At 46.6% G+C, this 19854-nt stretch carries 25 protein-coding genes and 1 other annotated feature; of the genes, 3 read left to right on the top strand and 22 right to left on the bottom strand.

What is annotated here, in order from left to right; translation table 11 throughout:
• Nucleotides 1–8: 8 nt before the first annotated feature.
• The 10 genes from V5G21_RS01730 to V5G21_RS01775 all read right to left on the bottom strand — a co-directional run bounded on the left by V5G21_RS01730 (nt 9) and on the right by V5G21_RS01775 (nt 8755).
• A complete protein-coding gene (locus V5G21_RS01730; protein ID WP_011247428.1) occupies nt 9–377 on the bottom strand; it encodes a hypothetical protein in 369 nt (122 codons plus the stop codon).
• A gap of 142 nt (nt 378–519) precedes the next feature.
• Nucleotides 520–1170, bottom strand: a complete 651-nt coding sequence (gene phoU, locus V5G21_RS01735) for a phosphate signaling complex protein PhoU (RefSeq protein ID WP_011247429.1) — start codon at nt 1168–1170, stop codon at nt 520–522.
• Between the two features lie 14 nt (nt 1171–1184).
• Nucleotides 1185–1967 (bottom strand): phosphate ABC transporter ATP-binding protein PstB, encoded by a 783-nt coding sequence (gene pstB, locus V5G21_RS01740; protein ID WP_011247430.1) that lies wholly within the window; start codon nt 1965–1967, stop codon nt 1185–1187.
• A gap of 14 nt (nt 1968–1981) precedes the next feature.
• Nucleotides 1982–2794 carry a phosphate ABC transporter ATP-binding protein PstB gene (gene pstB / locus V5G21_RS01745; protein WP_011247431.1) on the bottom strand — a complete coding sequence of 271 codons (813 nt, stop codon included), beginning with the start codon at nt 2792–2794 and terminating at the stop codon, nt 1982–1984.
• Nucleotides 2795–2810: 16 nt separating this feature from the next.
• Nucleotides 2811–3698, bottom strand: coding sequence for a phosphate ABC transporter permease PstA (gene pstA / locus V5G21_RS01750; protein WP_011247432.1), 888 nt, complete (start codon nt 3696–3698; stop codon nt 2811–2813).
• Entirely contained in the window at nt 3695–4630 is a 936-nt protein-coding gene (pstC, locus tag V5G21_RS01755; protein WP_011247433.1) for a phosphate ABC transporter permease subunit PstC, read from the bottom strand. The genes pstA and pstC overlap by 4 nt, the downstream gene beginning before the upstream one ends.
• 90 nt (nt 4631–4720) lie before the next feature.
• The gene (locus V5G21_RS01760) at nt 4721–5641 is read right to left on the bottom strand and encodes a phosphate ABC transporter substrate-binding protein (RefSeq protein ID WP_011247434.1); all 921 of its coding nucleotides are present in this window, start codon (nt 5639–5641) and stop codon (nt 4721–4723) included.
• A 283-nt stretch (nt 5642–5924) separates the two neighbouring features.
• Nucleotides 5925–6401, bottom strand: a complete 477-nt coding sequence (locus V5G21_RS01765) for a DinB family protein (protein ID WP_035201792.1) — start codon at nt 6399–6401, stop codon at nt 5925–5927.
• A gap of 120 nt (nt 6402–6521) precedes the next feature.
• Nucleotides 6522–7997 carry an amidase family protein gene (locus V5G21_RS01770; protein WP_011247436.1) on the bottom strand — a complete coding sequence of 492 codons (1476 nt, stop codon included), beginning with the start codon at nt 7995–7997 and terminating at the stop codon, nt 6522–6524.
• Between the two features lie 59 nt (nt 7998–8056).
• A complete protein-coding gene (locus V5G21_RS01775; protein WP_035201793.1) occupies nt 8057–8755 on the bottom strand; it encodes a gamma-glutamyl-gamma-aminobutyrate hydrolase family protein in 699 nt (232 codons plus the stop codon).
• 163 nt (nt 8756–8918) lie between these two features.
• Here V5G21_RS01775 and V5G21_RS01780 point away from each other — a divergent pair, with 163 nt between their 5' ends.
• Nucleotides 8919–10040 carry an NAD(P)/FAD-dependent oxidoreductase gene (locus tag V5G21_RS01780; RefSeq protein WP_011247438.1) on the top strand — a complete coding sequence of 374 codons (1122 nt, stop codon included), beginning with the start codon at nt 8919–8921 and terminating at the stop codon, nt 10038–10040.
• 52 nt (nt 10041–10092) lie between these two features.
• Here the strand turns inward: V5G21_RS01780 and V5G21_RS01785 are convergent, their stop codons facing one another.
• The 10 genes from V5G21_RS01785 to V5G21_RS01830 all read right to left on the bottom strand — a co-directional run bounded on the left by V5G21_RS01785 (nt 10093) and on the right by V5G21_RS01830 (nt 16972).
• Nucleotides 10093–10737 carry a uracil-DNA glycosylase gene (locus V5G21_RS01785; protein ID WP_035201794.1) on the bottom strand — a complete coding sequence of 215 codons (645 nt, stop codon included), beginning with the start codon at nt 10735–10737 and terminating at the stop codon, nt 10093–10095.
• The gene (locus V5G21_RS01790; RefSeq protein ID WP_011247440.1) at nt 10730–10888 is read right to left on the bottom strand and encodes a hypothetical protein; all 159 of its coding nucleotides are present in this window, start codon (nt 10886–10888) and stop codon (nt 10730–10732) included. Before V5G21_RS01790 ends, V5G21_RS01785 begins: the two co-directional genes overlap by 8 nt.
• 157 nt (nt 10889–11045) lie before the next feature.
• Nucleotides 11046–12191, bottom strand: a complete 1146-nt coding sequence (locus V5G21_RS01795) for an amidohydrolase (protein WP_035201795.1) — start codon at nt 12189–12191, stop codon at nt 11046–11048.
• Between the two features lie 69 nt (nt 12192–12260).
• Nucleotides 12261–12551, bottom strand: a complete 291-nt coding sequence (locus V5G21_RS01800; protein ID WP_011247442.1) for an AbrB/MazE/SpoVT family DNA-binding domain-containing protein — start codon at nt 12549–12551, stop codon at nt 12261–12263.
• Between the two features lie 225 nt (nt 12552–12776).
• Nucleotides 12777–13055, bottom strand: a complete 279-nt coding sequence (gene rpmA, locus V5G21_RS01805) for a 50S ribosomal protein L27 (protein WP_011247443.1) — start codon at nt 13053–13055, stop codon at nt 12777–12779.
• A 5-nt stretch (nt 13056–13060) separates the two neighbouring features.
• A complete protein-coding gene (locus tag V5G21_RS01810) occupies nt 13061–13399 on the bottom strand; it encodes a ribosomal-processing cysteine protease Prp (protein WP_011247444.1) in 339 nt (112 codons plus the stop codon).
• Between the two features lie 5 nt (nt 13400–13404).
• Nucleotides 13405–13713: a 50S ribosomal protein L21 gene (gene rplU, locus V5G21_RS01815; protein WP_011247445.1), complete on the bottom strand. Its 309-nt coding sequence runs from the start codon at nt 13711–13713 to the stop codon at nt 13405–13407.
• A gap of 13 nt (nt 13714–13726) precedes the next feature.
• Nucleotides 13727–13799, bottom strand: a sequence feature (ribosomal protein L21 leader region).
• 52 nt (nt 13800–13851) lie between these two features.
• Entirely contained in the window at nt 13852–15345 is a 1494-nt protein-coding gene (locus V5G21_RS01820) for an Rne/Rng family ribonuclease (RefSeq protein ID WP_035201796.1), read from the bottom strand.
• A 60-nt stretch (nt 15346–15405) separates the two neighbouring features.
• Nucleotides 15406–16251, bottom strand: coding sequence for a M50 family metallopeptidase (locus V5G21_RS01825; RefSeq protein WP_011247447.1), 846 nt, complete (start codon nt 16249–16251; stop codon nt 15406–15408).
• Nucleotides 16244–16972, bottom strand: coding sequence for a M23 family metallopeptidase (locus tag V5G21_RS01830; protein ID WP_051881106.1), 729 nt, complete (start codon nt 16970–16972; stop codon nt 16244–16246). The genes V5G21_RS01825 and V5G21_RS01830 overlap by 8 nt, the downstream gene beginning before the upstream one ends.
• Before the next feature lie 106 nt (nt 16973–17078).
• Here V5G21_RS01830 and V5G21_RS01835 point away from each other — a divergent pair, with 106 nt between their 5' ends.
• Nucleotides 17079–17996, top strand: a complete 918-nt coding sequence (locus V5G21_RS01835) for an aldo/keto reductase (protein ID WP_011247449.1) — start codon at nt 17079–17081, stop codon at nt 17994–17996.
• A 38-nt stretch (nt 17997–18034) separates the two neighbouring features.
• On the opposite strand, the gene V5G21_RS01840 is transcribed toward V5G21_RS01835, so the two are convergent.
• A complete protein-coding gene (locus V5G21_RS01840; RefSeq protein ID WP_011247450.1) occupies nt 18035–18598 on the bottom strand; it encodes a biotin transporter BioY in 564 nt (187 codons plus the stop codon).
• Nucleotides 18599–18763: 165 nt separating this feature from the next.
• Between V5G21_RS01840 and V5G21_RS01845 the strand changes: the two genes are divergently transcribed.
• A complete protein-coding gene (locus V5G21_RS01845) occupies nt 18764–19210 on the top strand; it encodes a cyclic pyranopterin monophosphate synthase MoaC (RefSeq protein WP_035201929.1) in 447 nt (148 codons plus the stop codon).
• A 44-nt stretch (nt 19211–19254) separates the two neighbouring features.
• Here the strand turns inward: V5G21_RS01845 and V5G21_RS01850 are convergent, their stop codons facing one another.
• A complete protein-coding gene (locus tag V5G21_RS01850) occupies nt 19255–19773 on the bottom strand; it encodes a type 1 glutamine amidotransferase domain-containing protein (RefSeq protein ID WP_011247452.1) in 519 nt (172 codons plus the stop codon).
• Between the last annotated feature and the right edge of the window lie 81 nt (nt 19774–19854).

Below are 19854 nucleotides of genomic sequence, written 5' to 3' on the forward strand. Positions count from 1 at the left end.
ATCCCCCTTTATTTCCAATAGACGCCCATCGCCCAAACGACGACTGCTGTTACGACAAGCAATACCCCGTGCGGATATAGCTGCCTATATTGTTGTTTCTTTATCGCCAAACGTGTTTTTTCATAGAAATAGAGCATTAGAATTGCAATTGCGCCTTTGACTGCGTAAAAAGCAGCAAACTCGTACGCATACCACATTAAAAACCCAGACAACAGAAGGACCGCTTCCGTTGTTCGCACAAAGGAAGCGCAAAGAAAACGGGCGTGCTGCCATCCTCGCCATGTGAACAGAAGCCAAACAGCAGCGCCAATAAAAAACAGCATCCAAACCCCACTATGGAAAGCAGCAATTACTCGGAAAGCTTGTGCGGAAATCATCGTTAACGCCTGCCTTTTCTCGTCTAAACGTTTGTCTATTATACCATACGATAACAGCGGACCGACGAAAAAAAGAGAGCTTGCCTAAGGCAGCTCCCTTCAGACTGTAGACAAACGTTTTCGATCAGTCTGGTTAATCTTGTCAGTTTAAATCAACATATTGTCCGTTTGCTTCATAAAGGATCCATTCGGACAAGTTTGTTGCATAATCAGCAATGCGCTCAATATAACGGGCAATAAAAGCCAACTGGGTAATCGCTTCTACGTCTTGATCTGTCGTCTCTTGCCTAAACAGCTTTTTAATAAGCTTACCAAAGCGTTCGTCGATTTCATCATCGGCTTTTGCCAATTGTTGAGCTGTAAGCACATTTTTTGTTGCATAAGCATGCAGTGCTTTTTCGATCATCCCCTTCGCATCTAAAGCAAGCTCTATCAATTCTTGCTTCAACTCTTCGTTAGGGAACACATCAATTCGTCTTGACACTTTAGCAATATCGACAGCAAAGTCTGCTACACGTTCAAGGTCGCCAGCCATTTTCATGACAACGATCAACCGTCGCAAATCAGTTGCAACTGGCTGCTGCCTAGCAATAATGTCAAACACCTTTTCGTTGATGTCAAGTTCACTCTTATTGATGTCGGCATCATTGTCAATAATTTGCTGGACGGCGGCTCGGTTCTTTGTTGACAAACCATCAATAGCAGCATCCAGCTGTTTTAAAACGGCGGTTCCTAGCACTTGAATTCGCCCTGCTACTTCATCAAGCTGTTCTTGAAACATGCTTCTTAACATAGGATGACCTCCTGTTAGCCAAATTGGCCAGATACGTAGTCTTCTGTACGTTTATGCTCAGGGTTGGAAAAAATTCGTTGTGTCGGACCAATTTCAACCAGTTCGCCCATGTAAAAGAATGCTGTCTCGTCTGAAATTCGTGCAGCCTGCTGCATGTTGTGTGTGACGATGACGATCGTATAAGAATCACGCAACGATGTAATCAGTTCTTCTACTTTCGTCGTAGAAATCGGGTCAAGGGCACTTGTCGGTTCATCCATTAACAATACCTCAGGCTTTGTCGCCAGTGCTCGGGCAATGCAAAGCCGTTGCTGCTGACCACCTGATAACGACAGTGCGTTTTTATTCAGTCGGTCCTTGACTTCCTCCCATAAAAATGCGCCTTTTAAGCTTGATTCAACAATTTCATCAAGTTCTTTTTTCTTGCGAATTCCATGAATGCGTGGCCCATACGCCACATTTTCATAAATCGACTTTGGAAAGGGATTCGGCTTTTGGAAAACCATGCCGACCGCTTTACGCAGCTCAGCCAAATCCATTGAAGTTGTCAACAAATTTTCGCCCCGAAAATTCAATTCACCAGCCATGCGAATATCGGGATTTAAACGCGACATTAAGTTCAATGTTTTGATAAACGTTGATTTTCCGCAACCAGAAGGGCCGATGATCGCCGTCACATGCTTTTCCTTTAATTGAAGCGAAATGTTTTTTAATGCCTGGTTGTTGCCGTACCAAAGATTAAAGTCAAGAACATCATACACGTTCTTTGTTTCCGTTTGTTCAGCTAATGCTTGCATATGCTTCTTCCCCCTTACCCAAATCGTCCTGAAATGTAATCTTCGGTCTGTTTCTTTTCAGGATTACGAAATAGGACGTCTGTCTTATTGACTTCGATCAACTCACCGTTGTAGAAGAACGCAGTCCGGTCAGAAACCCGTGACGCTTGTTGCATATTGTGTGTAACAACAACAACCGTATAATTCTTTTTCAATTCAACCATGAGTTCTTCCACTTTAGCTGTTGCAATCGGGTCAAGGGCCGAAGCTGGTTCATCAAGAAGAATCACCTCTGGTTTTAAAGCAAGCGTGCGGGCGATGCAGAGTCGCTGCTGTTGGCCGCCGGATAGTGACAGCGCCGATTCATGGAGCCTATCCTTGACCTCATCCCATAAAGCGGCACGCTTTAAAGAATCCTCCACAATGTCAGCCCACTCTTTTTTCTTAACGTTATGGAAGCGCAAACCGTGAACAAGATTCTCATAAATCGACTTTGGGAATGGGTTCGCCTTCTGGAAAACCATGCCGATTTCTTTCCGCAAAGCAACCACATTTACATCATCACTGAGCAAATTAAGTCCTTCATAGGCAAGGGTGCCCGTAACCCGTGCGCTCGGGATTAAATCGTTCATGCGGTTAATGCTGCGCAAAAAGGTTGATTTCCCACAACCAGACGGGCCGATTAACGCCAAAATTTCGTTTTTGTTAATATCAAGCGACAACTGTTTTACTGCATGGTTTTCGCCATAGTAAATATTGATGTCCTTTGCCTGTAAAATCGCCTCAGCCTGTTTGGATGGCTGTTTAAGTGCAGTAGTATCTTTTTTTGGAACGGTCAGAGCAGTCATGTTGGCTTTCCCCCTTTTATTTCGATGCCGTTAGTTTCCGGTGCACGTAGCGCCCAAGCAAACGGGCCAACAAATTGAATAGCAACACAGCGAAAATCAGCACAAGCGCAGCCCCGTCTGCTACTTCCCGCGCGTCGGGGATCAAGCCTTGCGTATTGATTTTCCAAATGTGAACAGCGAGTGTTTCAGCAGGACGGAATACGTTTAATGGCGATGTTTCCGAAAAAGGATTCAAATTCATCCAATCAAGCCGTGGCGTCGTAACGCCTGACGTAAACAACAACGCTGCTGCTTCGCCAAACACGCGCCCTGCCGACAAAATTACACCAGTCAAAATTCCAGGAAACGCCGCTGGCAAAATCACGGTCCGAATCGTATCCCACTGGGTAATGCCCAGGGCAAGGCTTGCTTCTTTTTGCTCTCTCGGAACGCTCGTGATCGCATCCTCGACCACACGGACCATTACTGGCAAGTTAAACACCGTCAGCGCAAGCGCACCGCCTAAAATCGAGTAACTCCAACCAGTTAGCTGTACAAATACGAGCAACCCAAACAAACCGACGACAATGGATGGCAAAGAAGCGAGTACTTCAATACAAGTACGAATAAAATCCGTTACGCGTCCTGGCTTTGCATACTCGGCCATATAAATGCCTCCGCCAAGTCCAAGAGGCACGGTAAACAACATCGTTAAAAATAAGATGTAAAATGAATTAAACAATTGTGGCCCAATCCCGCCGCCAGCTCTGTAGGAGCTTGGTGGGTTTGTAAGAAAGGCCCAGTCAATTTGGGCAAGCCCCCTCACAAAAATATAGCCAATTAAGCCAGCTAAAACAGCAATAATGATTGCGGCAATGACTGTAAACATAGACGTTGCGCATTTATCCGCCCATTTTTTGTTCATGAGAATTTCCTCCTAGATGACAAGAACCGTACAAGAATAATAAACAGATAGGACATAACGAGCAAAATCAAGCCGAGTGACCAAAGGACATTGTTGTCAATGCTTCCTGGTACAGTATGTCCCATATTTAATGTAATGATGGTCGTTAACGTCGCTGTGGAATCAATGAGCGACTCTGCAATTGTCCGCGAGTTGCCAATGACCATCTGTACGGCCAATGCTTCGCCAAATGCACGTGCCATTCCTAGGACAACTGCTGTAAGCAACATAGGTCCAGCGGCTGGAATGAGTACCCGGTAGATCGTCTGCCAGCGGGTGGCGCCAAGCGCCAACGACGATTCACGCAAACCGCCAGGAATCGAACGCAGTGCATCGGTTGATATACTTGTCACAGTTGGAAGGATCATGATCGATAATACAATCATGGCTGATAGGAGGCCAAACCCTTGGCCACCGACATGGTCGCGTATAAACGGAACAATGACGGATAAACCGATAAAACCATATACGACAGATGGGATGCCAACGAGCAATTCTACAGCAGGCTGCAAAATTTTTCTGCCCCAGCTAGGCGCAATTTCCGTCATATAAATCGCTGCGCCAATTCCGAGAGGAGCAGCGATCAATGCAGATAAGATCGTTACAGCAAATGAACCAAAAATAAACGGTAGCGCGCCATAAGACGGCCCACCGGCGTCCGCTCCCCTAGTCGGGTTCCAATCTAAGCTCGTCAAAAACTCGATTGGACTGACGCCATCGATTACAAATGCTTGCAGTCCACGAATAACAAGAAACAGCGTAATCGCAATGGTTGTAATAATGATGAGCGCAGCGCAGGCGTAAACGATGATTTTTCCTTTGCGTTCAGCTTTTGCTGCTTGTTTATTGTTTGCTTTTAACAAACGGTCCGCTACCGATTGAGAAGACGGCATGACAGTTTCCCCCTCATGATTTGCCCTGTTTTTGCCCTACGTGAGAATGGCCTCTACCTTGCCGGCAGCGACCTTCTTCACTTTTCTTTATTATTTTGGTGTATCGTTTCCTTCCGCATCTCGTTCAACTTGCATGTCCGCTTCAGGAATGTAGCCCATTTCTGGGATCAACGTGCCTTGTACAAAATCACCTTGCAAATACTCAATGAACTGTGCCGTTAAGCCTTCAGGTTCGCCTTTCGTGTAAGAATGCATATACGCCCAAATTGGGTATTCACCTGAAATGACGTTTTCATCTGTTTGTTCAACGCCATCTACGGAAAGCGGCAAAACCGTTCCTTGTTCGTCATAATAAGAGAAAGCGAGATAACCGATGGCCCCAGGTGTTTCACTAATGATTTTCATCACGGCATTGGAAGAGTCCTCCGTAATGTCTCCTGGAACAGGCTCGTTGTCTTCAAGGCCATATTTCACAAATGTATCCCTCGTCCCAGAAGAATCTGGGCGGTTCACAATCACGATTTCTTGGTCAGCGCCACCAAGTTCGCTCCAATTGGTTACTTCCCCTGTAAATACAGCAATTAAATCTTCAGTCGAAATATCTTCAACGCCTACTTCAGGATGCGTTGCCGGCCCCATGCCTACAACGGCAATACGGTGGTCGACAAGTTCTTCAGCGGGAATATCTTCTTTTTCTTCAGCAAACACATCGGAGTTTCCAATTTGGACTTGTCCGCTTGCAACAGATGACAGTCCTTGGCCAGATCCACCTGCTTGCACTGAAATGCTTGCATCGATATTTTCATTCATAAACTCTTCACTTGCGGCTGCAATTAGTGGCTCCATTGCACTTGAGCCTGACACTAAGATGCTGCCTGACGCTTCGTTTTCTTCAGTATTATTGCCTTCTGCCGAATCTGTCTCTGCTGGCTCATTTGCGTTTCCGCCTCCGCAAGCGGTGGCAACAAACAAAAACGACGCAAATACTGCTCCTAATTGGACTTTTTTCATTAACGTTTCTCCCCCTATATAGGTTTACGTCTTACAAGGGTAAGTATAAGGATCGAGTATTAAGCTTATTTATGGCTAATGTTAAGGTTTTGTAAAGGGGAGATGACAGCATGAATGCCGTCACCATGCAAGGTGTCAAACACCGCTATATTTTAATGGAAAGAAAAAGGCATAAAAAAAAGCAACGGACATGCCGTTGCTCCAGACTGCAGACAAACTTTGCGTACAGATGTTTTTGCTAATCCATTCACCTTTCAACGTCAGTCTACTGCCTTTATTTCTGCTACCCTAGTTGCTGTTCTTTCGTTGGGCCGTATACGCCAGGAACGGTCAAACCCGCTTGGCGAAGCAAAACAGTCATTTGCCCGCGATGATGGATTTGATGATTCACTAGTTTCCGTAAAATCACACCCCGTGCTACTTTAGCTCCAATAAAGTCAACTTGCTCTTCGAGCGCTTCGTCGCTTAACGAGCTTGCTTGTTTTGCTAATTCAGCGGTAACTGCTTCATAGGTTTCCACTATTTCCTTAATCGATGGAGGCTCGTTTGACAAATCAGCGCTTATGTGGAGCGCCAAGCCAACACCTCCGGCAAAAAACGCTGGCGTTGTCGCCAAATGCCAACTAAGCCAAGAAAGTGTGTTGTGCCCTTCGGCAATCGCTTGGTTTTTCTTTTCGTCGGTCACGGCACTAATTACCGACTTTGTCAAGTCTGCTTCTTCCTGCCACTCTTGCAAAAAATCGTTAACTGTACGATACATTGAATCACCCTTTCATCTAGCCTATAAGAGAAGTATACAACATTTCCACTTCTGTGCTAAAGCTTGTCCACTGTTTATCACACTTTGTTTTAAAAAGGCACCGGCCAGCTGTAAGCTTCTTTATTGCGGCTGCGTCCCTTGCCAAAGTTCACTTTGTTCAAACGCATAAGCCAGTTGGAGAAGACGGTGCTCCTCTCCTTTTCGTGCCATTGCTTGCACGCCGATGGCAAGCCCTGTTTCATTTTTAAACAAAGGCATTGAAATCGCCGGTTGCCCCGTTAAATTGGCTAGTTGGGTAAAAGGCGTATACGTCAAGCTTGGCAAAAACATTTCATAGACTAGATCAAGCTGTTCCTTAGGCGGCAACTCCTGGACAAGCGCTTTTAAAGAACGCTCTTGTGCAGGCGCTGGTGTTAATTCACCAATCCTTGGCGCTACGCTCGCCGTGGCAGGCGTCAAATAGAGGTCGTATGTCTCATGGAACCAATGGGTAGCTGCTGCAGCATCGTCCCAAGCAGCAAGGCTCGCCGCATATTCTGCTGCGCGGACGTTGTCTCCGTACTCCGCCAATACCCATGATTCCATTTCAAAGTCATCTTCATTTAGACAGCGGCCAAGGGCTTGGCCTAGTTGTTGGCGCAAACGAGACATTTCTCCTGCATTCATCAAATAATAATGCCTCATTAGCTCGACGCCATCAATTGGCGGCGCTGCTTCCTCAACATGATGACCTGCCTTTTCTAGCCAACGGACTGCCTGTTGCAATGCTGTAATCGCTTCTTGTGAAACGGGAGTCCCAACAGGAGATTGGGCGGAAAAGGCGATCCGCAAACGTGGCAATTGCTCCTGGAGTGTGTGTTCATAACGATTTGCAAACAATGGTGTTTGAAAAGCGGCTTCCCATTGGACTGTTTGCAGCACATCCAATGCTCGAGCGCTATCGCGGACAGAGCGGCTCAGCACAAAATCGATTGCCGCTCCTTGCCATTGTCTGCCGACACCTGGCCCGACTGGCGTACGGCCACGTGTCGGCTTTAAGCCTACAAGCCCGGTAAACGAAGCAGGGATGCGAATCGATCCTCCTCCGTCGCTCGCTCCCGCCAAAGGAACAATGCCACTAGCGACAGCCGCTGCAGCCCCACCGCTAGACCCACCTGGCGAATAGTCTAGATCGAGTGGATTCCGTGCTGGGCCATGGAGTTTAGGTTCTGTAATGTTTTTCAAGCCAAACTCAGGGGCATTGGTATGGCCTGCCATAAGCAACCCCGCTTGCTGCAATGTCCTCGTATAGTGGCTAGTCACTTTAGCTCGCTCCTGTTTAAATAAAGCCGACCCAGACGTGAGCCGTGCCCCTTTTAAGGCGTGGGAGCTATCTTTAAGCAAAAATGGCACGCCTGAAAACACACCGCTTTTGGCTGCTTCCTTCGCTTCTTGGTACACTTCCTTTTCACGCTTTGAGACAATCGCGTTCAGCTTTTCCCATTCGTAGCTAACTTGAAAATGGGCATCGAGCACTTCTTCTGGTGAAACGTTTCCTGCTTGAATGAGCTCAGCCAACGCTACACCATCGAGACGTTTGTAATCAGATGAATCCATGCTTCTCCCCCCTTAACTGCCTCATTATACTTGACAATCACAAGCCACGCCAATCTTTGTCATTTGCAGGAGGCGATGAAAGCATGAAACAAACGGGTTGAAAATTCATCGTCTACTAACGTTTCTGGGTGCCACTGGACGCCGACTTGAAAAGGATAGCTAGCGCTGTTTTCAATCGCCTCAATCACACCATCATTTGTCCAAGCCGAAGCTTGAAAACCTGCAGGAACTTTCCTGACCGCTTGGTGGTGGTAACTGTTGACGTAAGCGGTATTTCCTTTTGCGAGCATTTCCAATCGCGTGCCTTGCCCGATTGTAATCTGATGGCTTTTATAGGAACGAGGCGCATGTTGGCGATGTTGAATGAGCGGCTTCGCAAATTGGCTCGGCAAATCTTGGTACATATCCCCGCCTCCAGCAATTGCCAATATTTGTACGCCCCGGCAAATGGCGAGAAGTGGCTTGTTTCGCGCCAGCAACGCTTTCGTTAACGCCACTTCAAACTGGTCCCGTTCCGGTGTGATTTCCCCAAGCAACGGATGAGGATCTTCTCCAAATAGCGCTGGGTCAATATCCCCTCCACCTGTAAGCAGCACGCCATCCACCATGTCGGCATAATGCTCAGCTTTATCCGCGATGTTTGGAAGCACGACTGGAAGCACTTCCGCATCATTGACAGACCAAATATTTGCAAGCGTCGTGCTGAGCAACGTTTCTTCAGCAATAGACGATGTAATGCCGATGATTACCTGTTTCACACGCTTTCCTCCCGTCACAGATTGCTCCTTTAGTTTATGTATGGACGGCACAGTCTTGAACCTTTTGTTAAAAATCTACTAAAGACCTTCATTCAGTTGACACCGTTTGCCCCTTTCGTTACGCTCAAAAAGGACTACTGACGAACAGAAGGGACTCCTGTTTATGAAAAAAATTGTCGTAATTGGTGGAGGCATTTTAGGAAGTTCCACAGCCTACCATCTTGCTAAAAACGGTGCGTCTGTCACGCTTATTGACGACAACCATCATGGGAAGGCGACACAAGCAGCAGCAGGGATTGTTTGCCCCTGGCTTTCAAAACGCCGCAACCAAAAATGGTACCGCCTTGTTAAACAAGGCGCCGCTTACTACCCAGACTTGATCAAGCAGTTGGCCGCACTTGGGCAAAAACAAACAGGCTATAAGCAAACGGGCGCATTGTGGCTCCATCAAGATTCAAAAGAACTTGCAGCCGCCTATGAGCGGGCCCGCCAAAAACAAGCCGATGCACCAGAAATGGGTGAACTAACGGTTTTGTCCCCTTCTGAAACGCAAACGCTTTTTCCGCCCCTAAGCAACGATTTTGGTGCCGTTCATGTGAGTGGCGCAGCGCGTGTCGACGGCTCTAGCTTAAATAAAGCCCTGCAACAAGCTGCCCAAAATCTTGGCGCTACCCTTATTCCTGCAAAAGCAACGCTTGTTCGTGAATCACCCCGTAAGCTCAGCGTTTATGCTGACGGAAAACGAGTGCAAGGGGATGAAATGGTCGTTGCTTGCGGCGCTTGGGCAAAAGAGTTGCTCGCTCCCGTTGGCATTGCCGTGGACGTGCGGGAACAAAAAGCACAAATCATCCATTTACATCTCGAAACAAACACAGATGAATGGCCAGTAGTCATGCCACCTGGAAATTCCTATTTGCTTGCTTTTGAGAACGGCCGCATCGTTGCAGGCACAACCCATGAGGATTATCCCCGCTTTAATACAGCCGTGACTGCTGGGGGAATGCACACGATACTGGCCAATGCTCTTAATGTTGCCCCAGGGTTACAAAAAGCAGAATGGCTTGAAACGCGAGTCGGGTTCCGTCCCGTCGTCCCTCATTTCCAACCGGTCTTCGGCTTGCTTCCTGGCGTAGAGGACGTGTGGTTTGCCAACGGCCTCGGCTCAAGTGGCTTAACGACTGGGCCTTATATTGGCATGCTTCTTGCACAGCAAATGCTTGGCAATCGGATGTCTCTTGATCCTGAAGACTACAAAGTCGCTACCATCCTTCAAGACAATCGATAAAAGCGTCGAATTTTATCTTCCTAATAGGGCTGATGAGACGGGAAAACCTCTTTCACCCTTGTTCATGTAACGAGTCGAGCACGGCCCGCAATTGCCGCATATCGTTTGTAATCGTTGTTGCTAATGTTGGATTGTAAAAGACAGAAGCCGGATGGAATGTCGGAAAAACATGTTGTTGCCGCTCTCCTCGTACTAGTTTGCTAGATTCAAGCGATGGCAATTGCAGCAAACGGGTACAAAATGGTTTCCCGTGAACATCTTGAAGGTTGAGGCCCGGGCCGACAAGGCGTTTAAGGGCAATTGCCCCTAACGTTACAATGAGCTTCGGGTCCAGTTGGTTGATCATTTCATCGAGAAGGGGAGCGTGGGCAATGATTTCCTTTTGTGTCGGCGTTCGGTTTCCACGCTCCTCAATTGGCTTTTTGCTGCTTTTAACATCATGCTTATAAGGGCGGCTTCTCACAACGCTCGTAATATAAATGTCCTCTCGGTTTATGCCCGCTTCTTTTAAAAAACCATTCAAATTCGCCCCTGCTCTGCCAGTAAAAGGCTTGTGCGTTTGTAATTCATCACGCCCTGGCGCTTCCCCGACAAACAAGACGTCAGCCTCCTCGTTTCCGCCGCCGAGGAGAAAGCCTTCACACGGATACGGAGCGATTCGCTTTTTCCCTAGTTCTTGTAACTGTTTGCTAATCATGGCTTTTCCCTTGCTCCTTTAACCGGGCTTGTTCAATAGCCAATGCCATTTCGGTCACGCAACGTTTTCGTTCCTCTTCCGTTTTAGCTTGCATAAACCGTTTATACAAGCCGTCCATATCCGCTTGTTCAAAATCAGTACAGGCACACACGACTTGTTCCTCCTTCTAACGAAGCAGCTTCTCTTTATCGCAAGCCAGCATCTGCGCCCGCTCCGTGTTTAGCAATGGAGACAACACAGACGCTCACCGAGCTGTCTTCTTCCATCTTCGCTTTGTTCCTTCTTAAGAAGCCACTAAATCGGTCTACTTAATTAGTATAGACGGATTCCCCATTTATAAACGTTTCTCTTACAACCGTACCCGCTTGCAATGGCGAACCGCTCCAAATGACAAGATCCGCATCTTTGCCTGCTTCAATCGTGCCAAGACGGTCGTCGATATCAAGATGCTCTGCTGCCCTTACAGTAATCGCTTCCAACATCCGCTGCTCGCTAATCCCGTATTTTAATGCAAAAGTGGCAGTCGTTAACAAATGTTCAATCGGAATAACAGGGTGGTCTGTCGTTATCGAAAAAGGCACATTTTTTTCAGCAAACACTTGAATCGTCTCCCAACTTTTGTTGGCAAGCTCTTGTTTCGAGCGAGAAGAGAACGTTGGACCAATGGTAAAGCGCACGCCACTGTTCGCTAGCTCTTCAGCAATAAGATGGCCCTCTGTCGCATGTTCAATTGTAAGCCGCAACGAAAACTCATCGGCAATCCGTAAAACGGTCATTATGTCATCTGCACGATGGGCATGGACACGCATCGGCCGTTTCCCTTCGATAACAGGCACAAGCTGCTCCATTCCTAAATCCCGTTTTTCTAATTTTCCAGCACGCTTTCGTTCGGCATAGTCTTGGGCGTTCATTAAGGCTTGCCTGAAAACGGCAGCCACCCCCATACGCGTCACTGGCGCTCGTCCTTTTCCCCCATGGACACGCTTTGGGTTTTCCCCGAGTGCAGCTTTCATCGCAGAAGGGGCTTTAACGGTCATATCAGCAACAGTACGGCCTGCTGTTTTTAAGATGCATGTTTCGCCGCCAATCACATTGGCGCTTCCTGGTAAAATTTGTACAGTGGTAACCCCAGAGTTGCGGGCGTCGTTAAAACCTGGGTCTAGCGGATTAACGCCATCGATCGCCCGGACTTCAGGTGTGCATGCAGCCGTTGTTTCATTGAAATCATGGCCATCATGGCCGAGCCCTTGTGTGTGGACGCCTAAGTGGGTATGTACGTCAATTAAGCCTGGCGTCACCCAGCCCCCTTTCGCGTCGATCTTTTCAACCCCCTCTGGCACTACAACATCAAGGCCGACTTCTTTTATGCAGGCGCCTTCCACCAAAACCGTTCCAGGGACAGCTGGCTGATTCGCAATGCCTGTCCATACGAGCCCGTTTATAATCGCTTTCATTCGATCCCCTCTTCCTATACGAGTTCTTTTTAGTATACAATGTTTCGGCAATAGAAAAACACCGAAACCTTAGCGGCTTGCGGTGCTTTCAAGCTGTTGTTGCAGTTCTTTAATAATTTGCTCTGCTCCTTCTTTGCTTAAAACAATATTTCCGTTTGCAAGTGTTAAATTTTCATCAGAACTTTCGCCTGTAACCATACATGCTTTGTATGGCTGGTATTTTTCTAAAACGATTTGGTCGCCATCAATTAGTATCGCAAGCGGGGTTTTAATTTCAATATTCAGCATGCTGCGAAGCTCTTTCGGGATAACAATTCGACCTAGTTGGTCCAGTTTGCGTACGATACCTGTTGATTTCATTCTTCACGTCTCCTTCTTAAGCAGTTCCTATTTCTTCCTTTTTATGCGTATAAATCTAGTTTACTTCATCTTTTTCGCTTTTAATAGCCTAATAGGAAAAATTAGTGTTAAGACGGAAATCTATTCCAAAAGCTGCTAAAAATAATAGTACTTTTTAATCATTTTTTCACATAGAACCAATTAAAAAAACAGCTCTTTATGAAAAAGAACTGTTTTTTATTAGCTTTATGCTGGGTATACACTTACTTTTTTGCGGTCACGGCCGACACGCTCATATTTCACAACGCCGTCAATTTTAGCGAACAATGTGTCGTCGCCACCTTTGCCGACATTCTCACCAGGATATACGCGTGTGCCGCGTTGGCGTACGAGGATAGAACCGCCCGTTACCGCTTGCCCGTCTGCACGTTTTGCACCCAGGCGTTTTGAGTGGGAGTCACGGCCGTTCTTTGTGCTACCTACCCCTTTTTTCGAAGCGAAAAATTGAAGGTCCATTTTCAACATGGAAATCACCTCCTGTCTATTTCAACCGTAATAAACGTTTGATACGCATCAGCCATTGACAAAAATGATAATTCCATCCCTTTTAACAACAGCTGCACATCTTCATATGTCCGTACATCGAGCCCCTCAGGAACAGCGCAGTCAAGATAGCCACCTTCTCCTTTTGAGCTGACAACAAGATCAACTCCACATAAGGACTGGACAGCATTGACCGTTCCGATAGAAACAGCGGATGCGCCGGCACAGACGATGTCTTGGCCGTAAGGGCCAGCTTCTGCATGTCCGCTCATCGTAAAAGCGATGATATCGTCATGCTCATTATGTTGCATGCGAACATAAATCATCGGGATTAACCGTTAATTTTTCCGATCACAACTTTTGTGTAAGGTTGGCGATGGCCTTGCTTGCGACGATAGTTCTTTTTCGCTTTCATTTTATAGACGATGATTTTTTTGTTACGACCGTGTTTTTCAACCGTTCCCGTAACAGATGCACCTTCTACAAACGGAGCGCCGACTTTCGCCGATTCCCCTCCTACAAAAAGAACTTTGTCAAAGCTTACTTCTTCGCCAGCCTCTGCGTCTAATTTTTCAACGTAGATTTCTTGGCCTTCTTCTACTTTAATTTGCTTTCCGCCAGTCTCAATAATTGCGTACACTGTTTGCACCTCCTCATAACATCAGACTCGCCATCATAGGCAGGACATGCCATTTTAACGCCTAATCTGCGCGGTTGTAAGTTCATTGGGTGCTTCTCCAAATCACCAACAAGTTTCATCATAGCATAAATGACTTTCCTAGTCAATTGCTTGTGCCATGGTGTCAAAGCGTTTCTGTGCTTCTTCATAAGATCCAGCAAAATCGATCGAGTAAGGCTTGGCCTGTGGCAATGAGTTATCTGTTACGAGAAACAACGTTACGCCGGCCAATGACTCAAGCCGCTCCTTATACAGGTCGCCACCCCCGACTAAAAGCGACCGCAGTTCAGCTGTTACGGCGACAACGAGCGCTTCCGCTTGCTCCTCCAATATGAGCCGTTCAAGCATAAAAGCGTGGCCATGGCCTGCAAGCACAGCGCCTGTGCCTGCACAAGCCTTACACTCAACAGTTACTGTTTTTGCCATCGATAGGCGTGTTTTCTTCCGTGTCATTTCAAGCAAGCCTAGTTTTGTAAAACCACGGACACTTGTTTTGACCCTGTCTTTTTTTAGGGCCCGTTCCATAGTCTGCTGGACAGCTAAGCGGTCTGAGTCACTCTGCATGTCAATAAAATCGATCACAATGATGCCGCTGCAGTTGCGGAGGCGAATTTGCTTCGCCGCTTCTACCGCTGCCAGTTTGTTGACAGCGAGTACGGTCTCGCTTTGCGCAAATTTGCCGGTAAACTTGCCTGTATTGACATCAATAACAGTCATCGCCTCCGTTTCGTCAATGACGAGAAACGCACCGTTTTTTAGCCAAATTCGACGCTTTTGCGCTTTAGCTAATTGGGCGCTAATTCGTGCTGACTGGAACGAAGAACCTTTGTGCGCGTACAGTTTAACCTTGTCTTTATCGTCTGTTTGAACTAGTTGCTTCATAAGGCGGTAATCATCAATGTCATCGACGACCACTTCTGTGACTTGCTCATTGAGATAGCCTAATAGCAACGTCTCCACTAAAGTAGCTGCTCGGTAAATAAGCGCTGGCGCCTGCTCTTGATGACGGAGCGTTTTTTGCCACAGTGTCCGCAAAAACACCAAGTCACGCTCTACCTCTTCAATCGGCGCATTTGCAGCAGCAGTCCGGACAATCGCCCCTTCATTGTGCTGAAGCTTGTTTTCTAAAGCAGTGTGTAGCGAAGCCCGGACATATTCTGATTCAATGCGCCGTGATACGGCGACATACGCGCCTTCTGGCATATAAACAACATATTTTCCCGGGATAGACACAACGCCTGACAAACGAGGCCCTTTCTCATTCGTCCCTTCTTTCGTCACTTGTACGGCAATTGTATCGCCTGGCGATACAAACTGGGAGATGCTTTTTGTTTGCTTTTCCGTTAAGTCACTCGGGTCAAGATGAAAAGCGAGAAGCTCGTCACGGTGCAAAAACCCGTTCTTGCCCGTGCCAATATCGACAAAAGCTGCCTCCATGCCAGGAAGGACTCTTTCCACTTTGCCTAAAAACACGCTGCCAACCATTTGGGGGCGGTCATTGCTTTCAAAAAACCATTCAACCACCTCGTTGTTTTCCAAAAGGACGGCTTCGCGTTTATTGATTCCTTTCGTAATGACAATCGATTGCTCCATGTTTACGCTCCTTTTTGGCTTGTATCTTATTTTACGCGAAGCCAAAAGGAGATACAATTGTTACACAGCTGGAGGCACTAATGTCCTTACTGGCGCATGAAGTTTCGCTTCCGCAAAATAAGCTTGCAAAAGCTCTTTCTCTGCTATTGTGTACCGTGTGCCGCCATCTTCTATTACAAACAGCTGCACTTGGCCCCTCCGTAAAAGCGCCAGAGCATCACGAATGGGCAGCTGCCCAGAAACTCTGGCATGTATAGATTTCATCGCACGATCTGTTTGTTTCGCCATTAAAAACCGCATAAATCGATAGTTTCGCTGCTTGAATTCCAATCCATTCGTTAGTGCCAAGAAAGAAAGAACCACAAACAAATTAAGATGAAAGGGCAAAAACAGCATCATTGACAGGGCTACGGCCAAGAATCCAACCGAAATCCCAAGGCTAGCTGCCATCGCCCGCTTGTACGGCCAAACAGCTAAACAAGCAAGTTGCACCATCCTTCCGCCATCCAGTGGATAAATAGGCAACAAATTAAACAAGACAATCGCGGCGTTATGAGCCACAAACAGTTCATGGTCGCTCTCAGACCAAAAAGGCTGCCCAACCAAGGCAAAAGACAATGCCCATAACCATAAGTGCTGCAGCGGTCCTGCCAAAACAATGGCCAGTTCCTCTTTAATTGGTTTCGTTCCGTTTTCTTCCACTTGCGCAGCGCCGCCAAAGGGAAGAAGCTCTATTTTTTTAATATCCCACTTAAGCATATAGGCCGCTACTGAATGCCCCATTTCATGGACAAATACAATGACGAACACCATCAATACTTCTTTAAAATGACCAGTGATGATGCCAGCAGCAATGACGAGCCAAAATAGGGGATGTACGCGAACTCTTTTAATAAGTTCAATCAAAATTCATCACTTCGCTGGGATCAATATAGTCATCTCCTTGCCGAATGGCAAAGTAAAAGATGCCTGCCTGATTTTCATCAGATGATACAGTTCCCAGCACCGCTCCGCTTTCTAAAATATCATATGGATGGACAGAAACATCATCAAGCATACCGTATATCGAGGATGTGCCATCAGGATGTTGAAGTTCAATCAGATTGCCCAATTCAGATTCTTTGCTTGTCGTCACACGAATCACATGGCCTCCTTTAACTGCCTTTACTTCTTCGCCTAGTCCTGTTTCAAGCAAAATGCCTTTGCCGTCTTTATCAAAGCTTTCGCGAATAACACCTGATGCAGGAAAAGCGTAATCAAGTGGTTCCTTTTCTTCTTCAGAGGCACGTTGCTCTGGAAGCAAATGAAGGGGCGACCCTAAATGCTTTTCAAAAAAAGCAGAAACAGCAGCAAATTGAAAATGCTGGTCAAATGTTTGTTCAACAAATGCTTGCACAGGCTGTACGCGCTCATTGCCTGATTGATAAATAATGCCGATCGTAAAAAACAAGCATCCGGAGATGGCCAATTGCATAATAAAACGGCGTATTCCTGACTGGCGCTTTTGTGACAGCAAATCATCACCTTTTTCAGGAGAAAGCGGCGCCTCATTTAAGGCAATGTTTCGTTTTGGAGCAGCTTGCCTTCTAGCGGCGATCTTTTTTTGGATTTTTTTCCTTCTATCCATTTTACAGGCCCCTCTCATCGATTTGTACATCTTATGACTTGTCCCTAACTCGTATTCAGGTTAATAATAAAGAAAAGCGGGAATGACAAAAGTAGGGGTGATAACGATGAACAAACGGCAACTTGGAAAATCGGAGCTCTACGTAAGCGAACTCGGCCTTGGAGCGATGTCGCTAGGGACAGATAAACGCCGTGCAACCGAAATAATCGCTGAGGCGGCAGACTTTGGGGTCAATTATATTGATACGGCCGATTTGTACGATTATGGGGAGAATGAAAAAATAATTGGCACAGCATTAAAAGGAAAACGCCCCGACTTTATTATAGCTACAAAGGCTGGCAATCGTTTTGAAAAGGGCAAACAAGGCTGGGAGTGGGATCCTTCGAAACAATATATTAAGGAAGCAGCAAAAGCGAGCTTGCAACGGCTGCAAACAGATTACATCGACTTGTACCAACTACACGGCGGAACCATCGATGATCCAATCGATGAAACCATTGAAGCATTTGAGGAACTAAAACAGGAAGGGCTTATTCGCGAATACGGCATTTCCTCGATTCGCCCCAATGTGATCCGCACATATGTTGAGCAGTCTTCCATTGTGTCGATTATGATGCAATACAGCATTTTAGACAGGCGACCAGAAGAATGGTTTCCGTATTTACAGGAAAATGGCATTAGCGTCGTTGCCCGTGGCCCAGTAGCAAAAGGGATTTTAAGCGAACGCCCCTTACATACGGTTGCTGCTGCTTCTGATGGTTATTTGGATTACTCAGTCAAAGAAATTGAACAATTGCGCGACGTCCTTATGCAAACTTACGGAAAAACATACTCTTTGACAAAAGTGGCTTTCGATTATTGTTTGGCCCATCCGCCAGTAGCAGCAGTTGTAGCTGGTGCCAGCTCTATAGAGCAGCTAAGACAAAATGCCCGCTCTTGCAAGGAAAAGCCAATGTTACAGACAGAAATCGACAACATCGAACGGATCACCAAACAAAGCCAATACACGCAACACCGTTCATAAAAAAAGCTCACGCACGTAGAAACGGTGCGTGAGCTTTTTTAGGCGCTCCTTTTTTCTGCCATAACCTTTTCTGTAGTTCCTTCCCCTAAGGCATGACGGACACGGACAGCAATGAAAGCAGCCAATACTGCTTTTGCTGTATCTCCAGGAATAAAAGCGATATTAAGCAAAAGCGCTTCGCTGACAGATGTGGCTGTCACTTGCGACAAGTACAACGCCCCGCATCCATAGAGAATAAACATTCCGACGATGATATTGACGGCCATTAGTTTCCAAACGTTTACGCGCTTAGCGTAAGTAACATAACAACCGACTAGAAACGCAACGAGTATCCAGCCAAATAAATAACCGCCTGTCGGGCCGAATAAATGACCGACACCCCCTCGTCCTCCTGATAAAATCGGGACTGAGCAAGCGACAAGGAGAAGGAAAAGCATCATTGATGCTGCGCCCCGTTTAGCTCCCAAAATGCCACCAGCAAGCATCGGTGCAATCGACTGGATCGTAATTGGTACTGGACCTATTGGGATAGAGGGAACCACTCCCATCACCCCTGTTAAAGCTGCCATCATGGCAATCGCCATTTGTTGTTTTAAGTTCATGCTTTCCGATTCCCTTTCGTTTTTCTTTTACTATAAGGAGATCGACTCTTTTTGTCAACCCATTTTAATAATAGGTTAACAAATGGACGAACGGAAACTTGACTTTGTTAAAAGGCCTCGCTTATGATAAGGATAAATAAGGAACGGAGCGAAAAGAGGGTTGGTATGTGGCGTAAGCAGGAAGGGGCTCGAACGGGGCTAACAGAATTGCCAAAAACAAATGCAACATTACAGCAAGCGATTGCGAAGACAAGCGTGCAAATGAACCGCGACCTTTATGAAAGTTTGCAACGAGGCGCCTTGCACGAGGCTTCCGTGCTTGAAAACGCACGGGCGGCGGGCACGCTCGCGGCAAAAAAGACATCTTCTGTTTTGCCATATTGCCATTTTAAGCCGTTATCGGCGGTAGCCATTTCCTTTGATTGGAAAGTTGGATCAGGGGTTTGGGAGTTGCTGATTGAAGCGGAAGTAAAAGCGCGGCATGCTGCAACTGTCGATTCGGAAGCCCTCATGGCTGCCACGGTTACAGCGCTTGCGGTATTTGACTCTTGCAAATCCATTTCTCAAAGCATTGTTCTAGGTCCTTGTTACCTTTCAAGAAAACGTACATAAACAAAGCGAACCGTATATGGAAACGGTTCGCTTTTTTGGTAGCTTTAATCTGCCAACACGTTTAACGATTCACGGTTGAAAGCTGGCAAATCATCAGGCGTCCGACTTGTTACCAAATTATTGTTGCAGACAACGACTTCTTCATCTTTAAATATCGCACCGGCATTTTTTAGATCAGGTACAATCGGTTTGACCCCTGTCACAGTCCGTCCTTTCAAGACATCCGCATTGATTAAAAGTTGTGGGCCGTGGCAAATCGCCATAATTGGTTTGCCCGCCTGAGCGAATGCTTTCGTAAATTCGACAAAGCGGTCATCCGCCCGAAGTTGGTCTGGCGAGAAGCCTCCAGGAAGCAACAACGCGTCAAAGTCGTCCACATGAACATCGTCAATGCTTTTGTCAATTGTTACTTTTGCATTGCCTTGCTTACCTGTCACCGTTTTGCCTGCTTCTTTTTCAATTGTGACCAACTCATGGCCTGCTTCCGTTAACGATTCTTTCGGATCCGTGTATTCTACATCTTCAAAGAGATCCGTAATAAGTACAGCGACTTTCTTACCCATTTGTCCATTCATCCTTTCTCTAACAGCGTCTACTTGTGTCATACCCTGCCTGTTTTTCAATTAAACATGGCCGTACACATG

It is taken from the genome of Shouchella rhizosphaerae (assembly GCF_036700015.1).
Classification (GTDB): Bacteria; Bacillota; Bacilli; order Bacillales; family Bacillaceae_D; genus Shouchella; species Shouchella rhizosphaerae.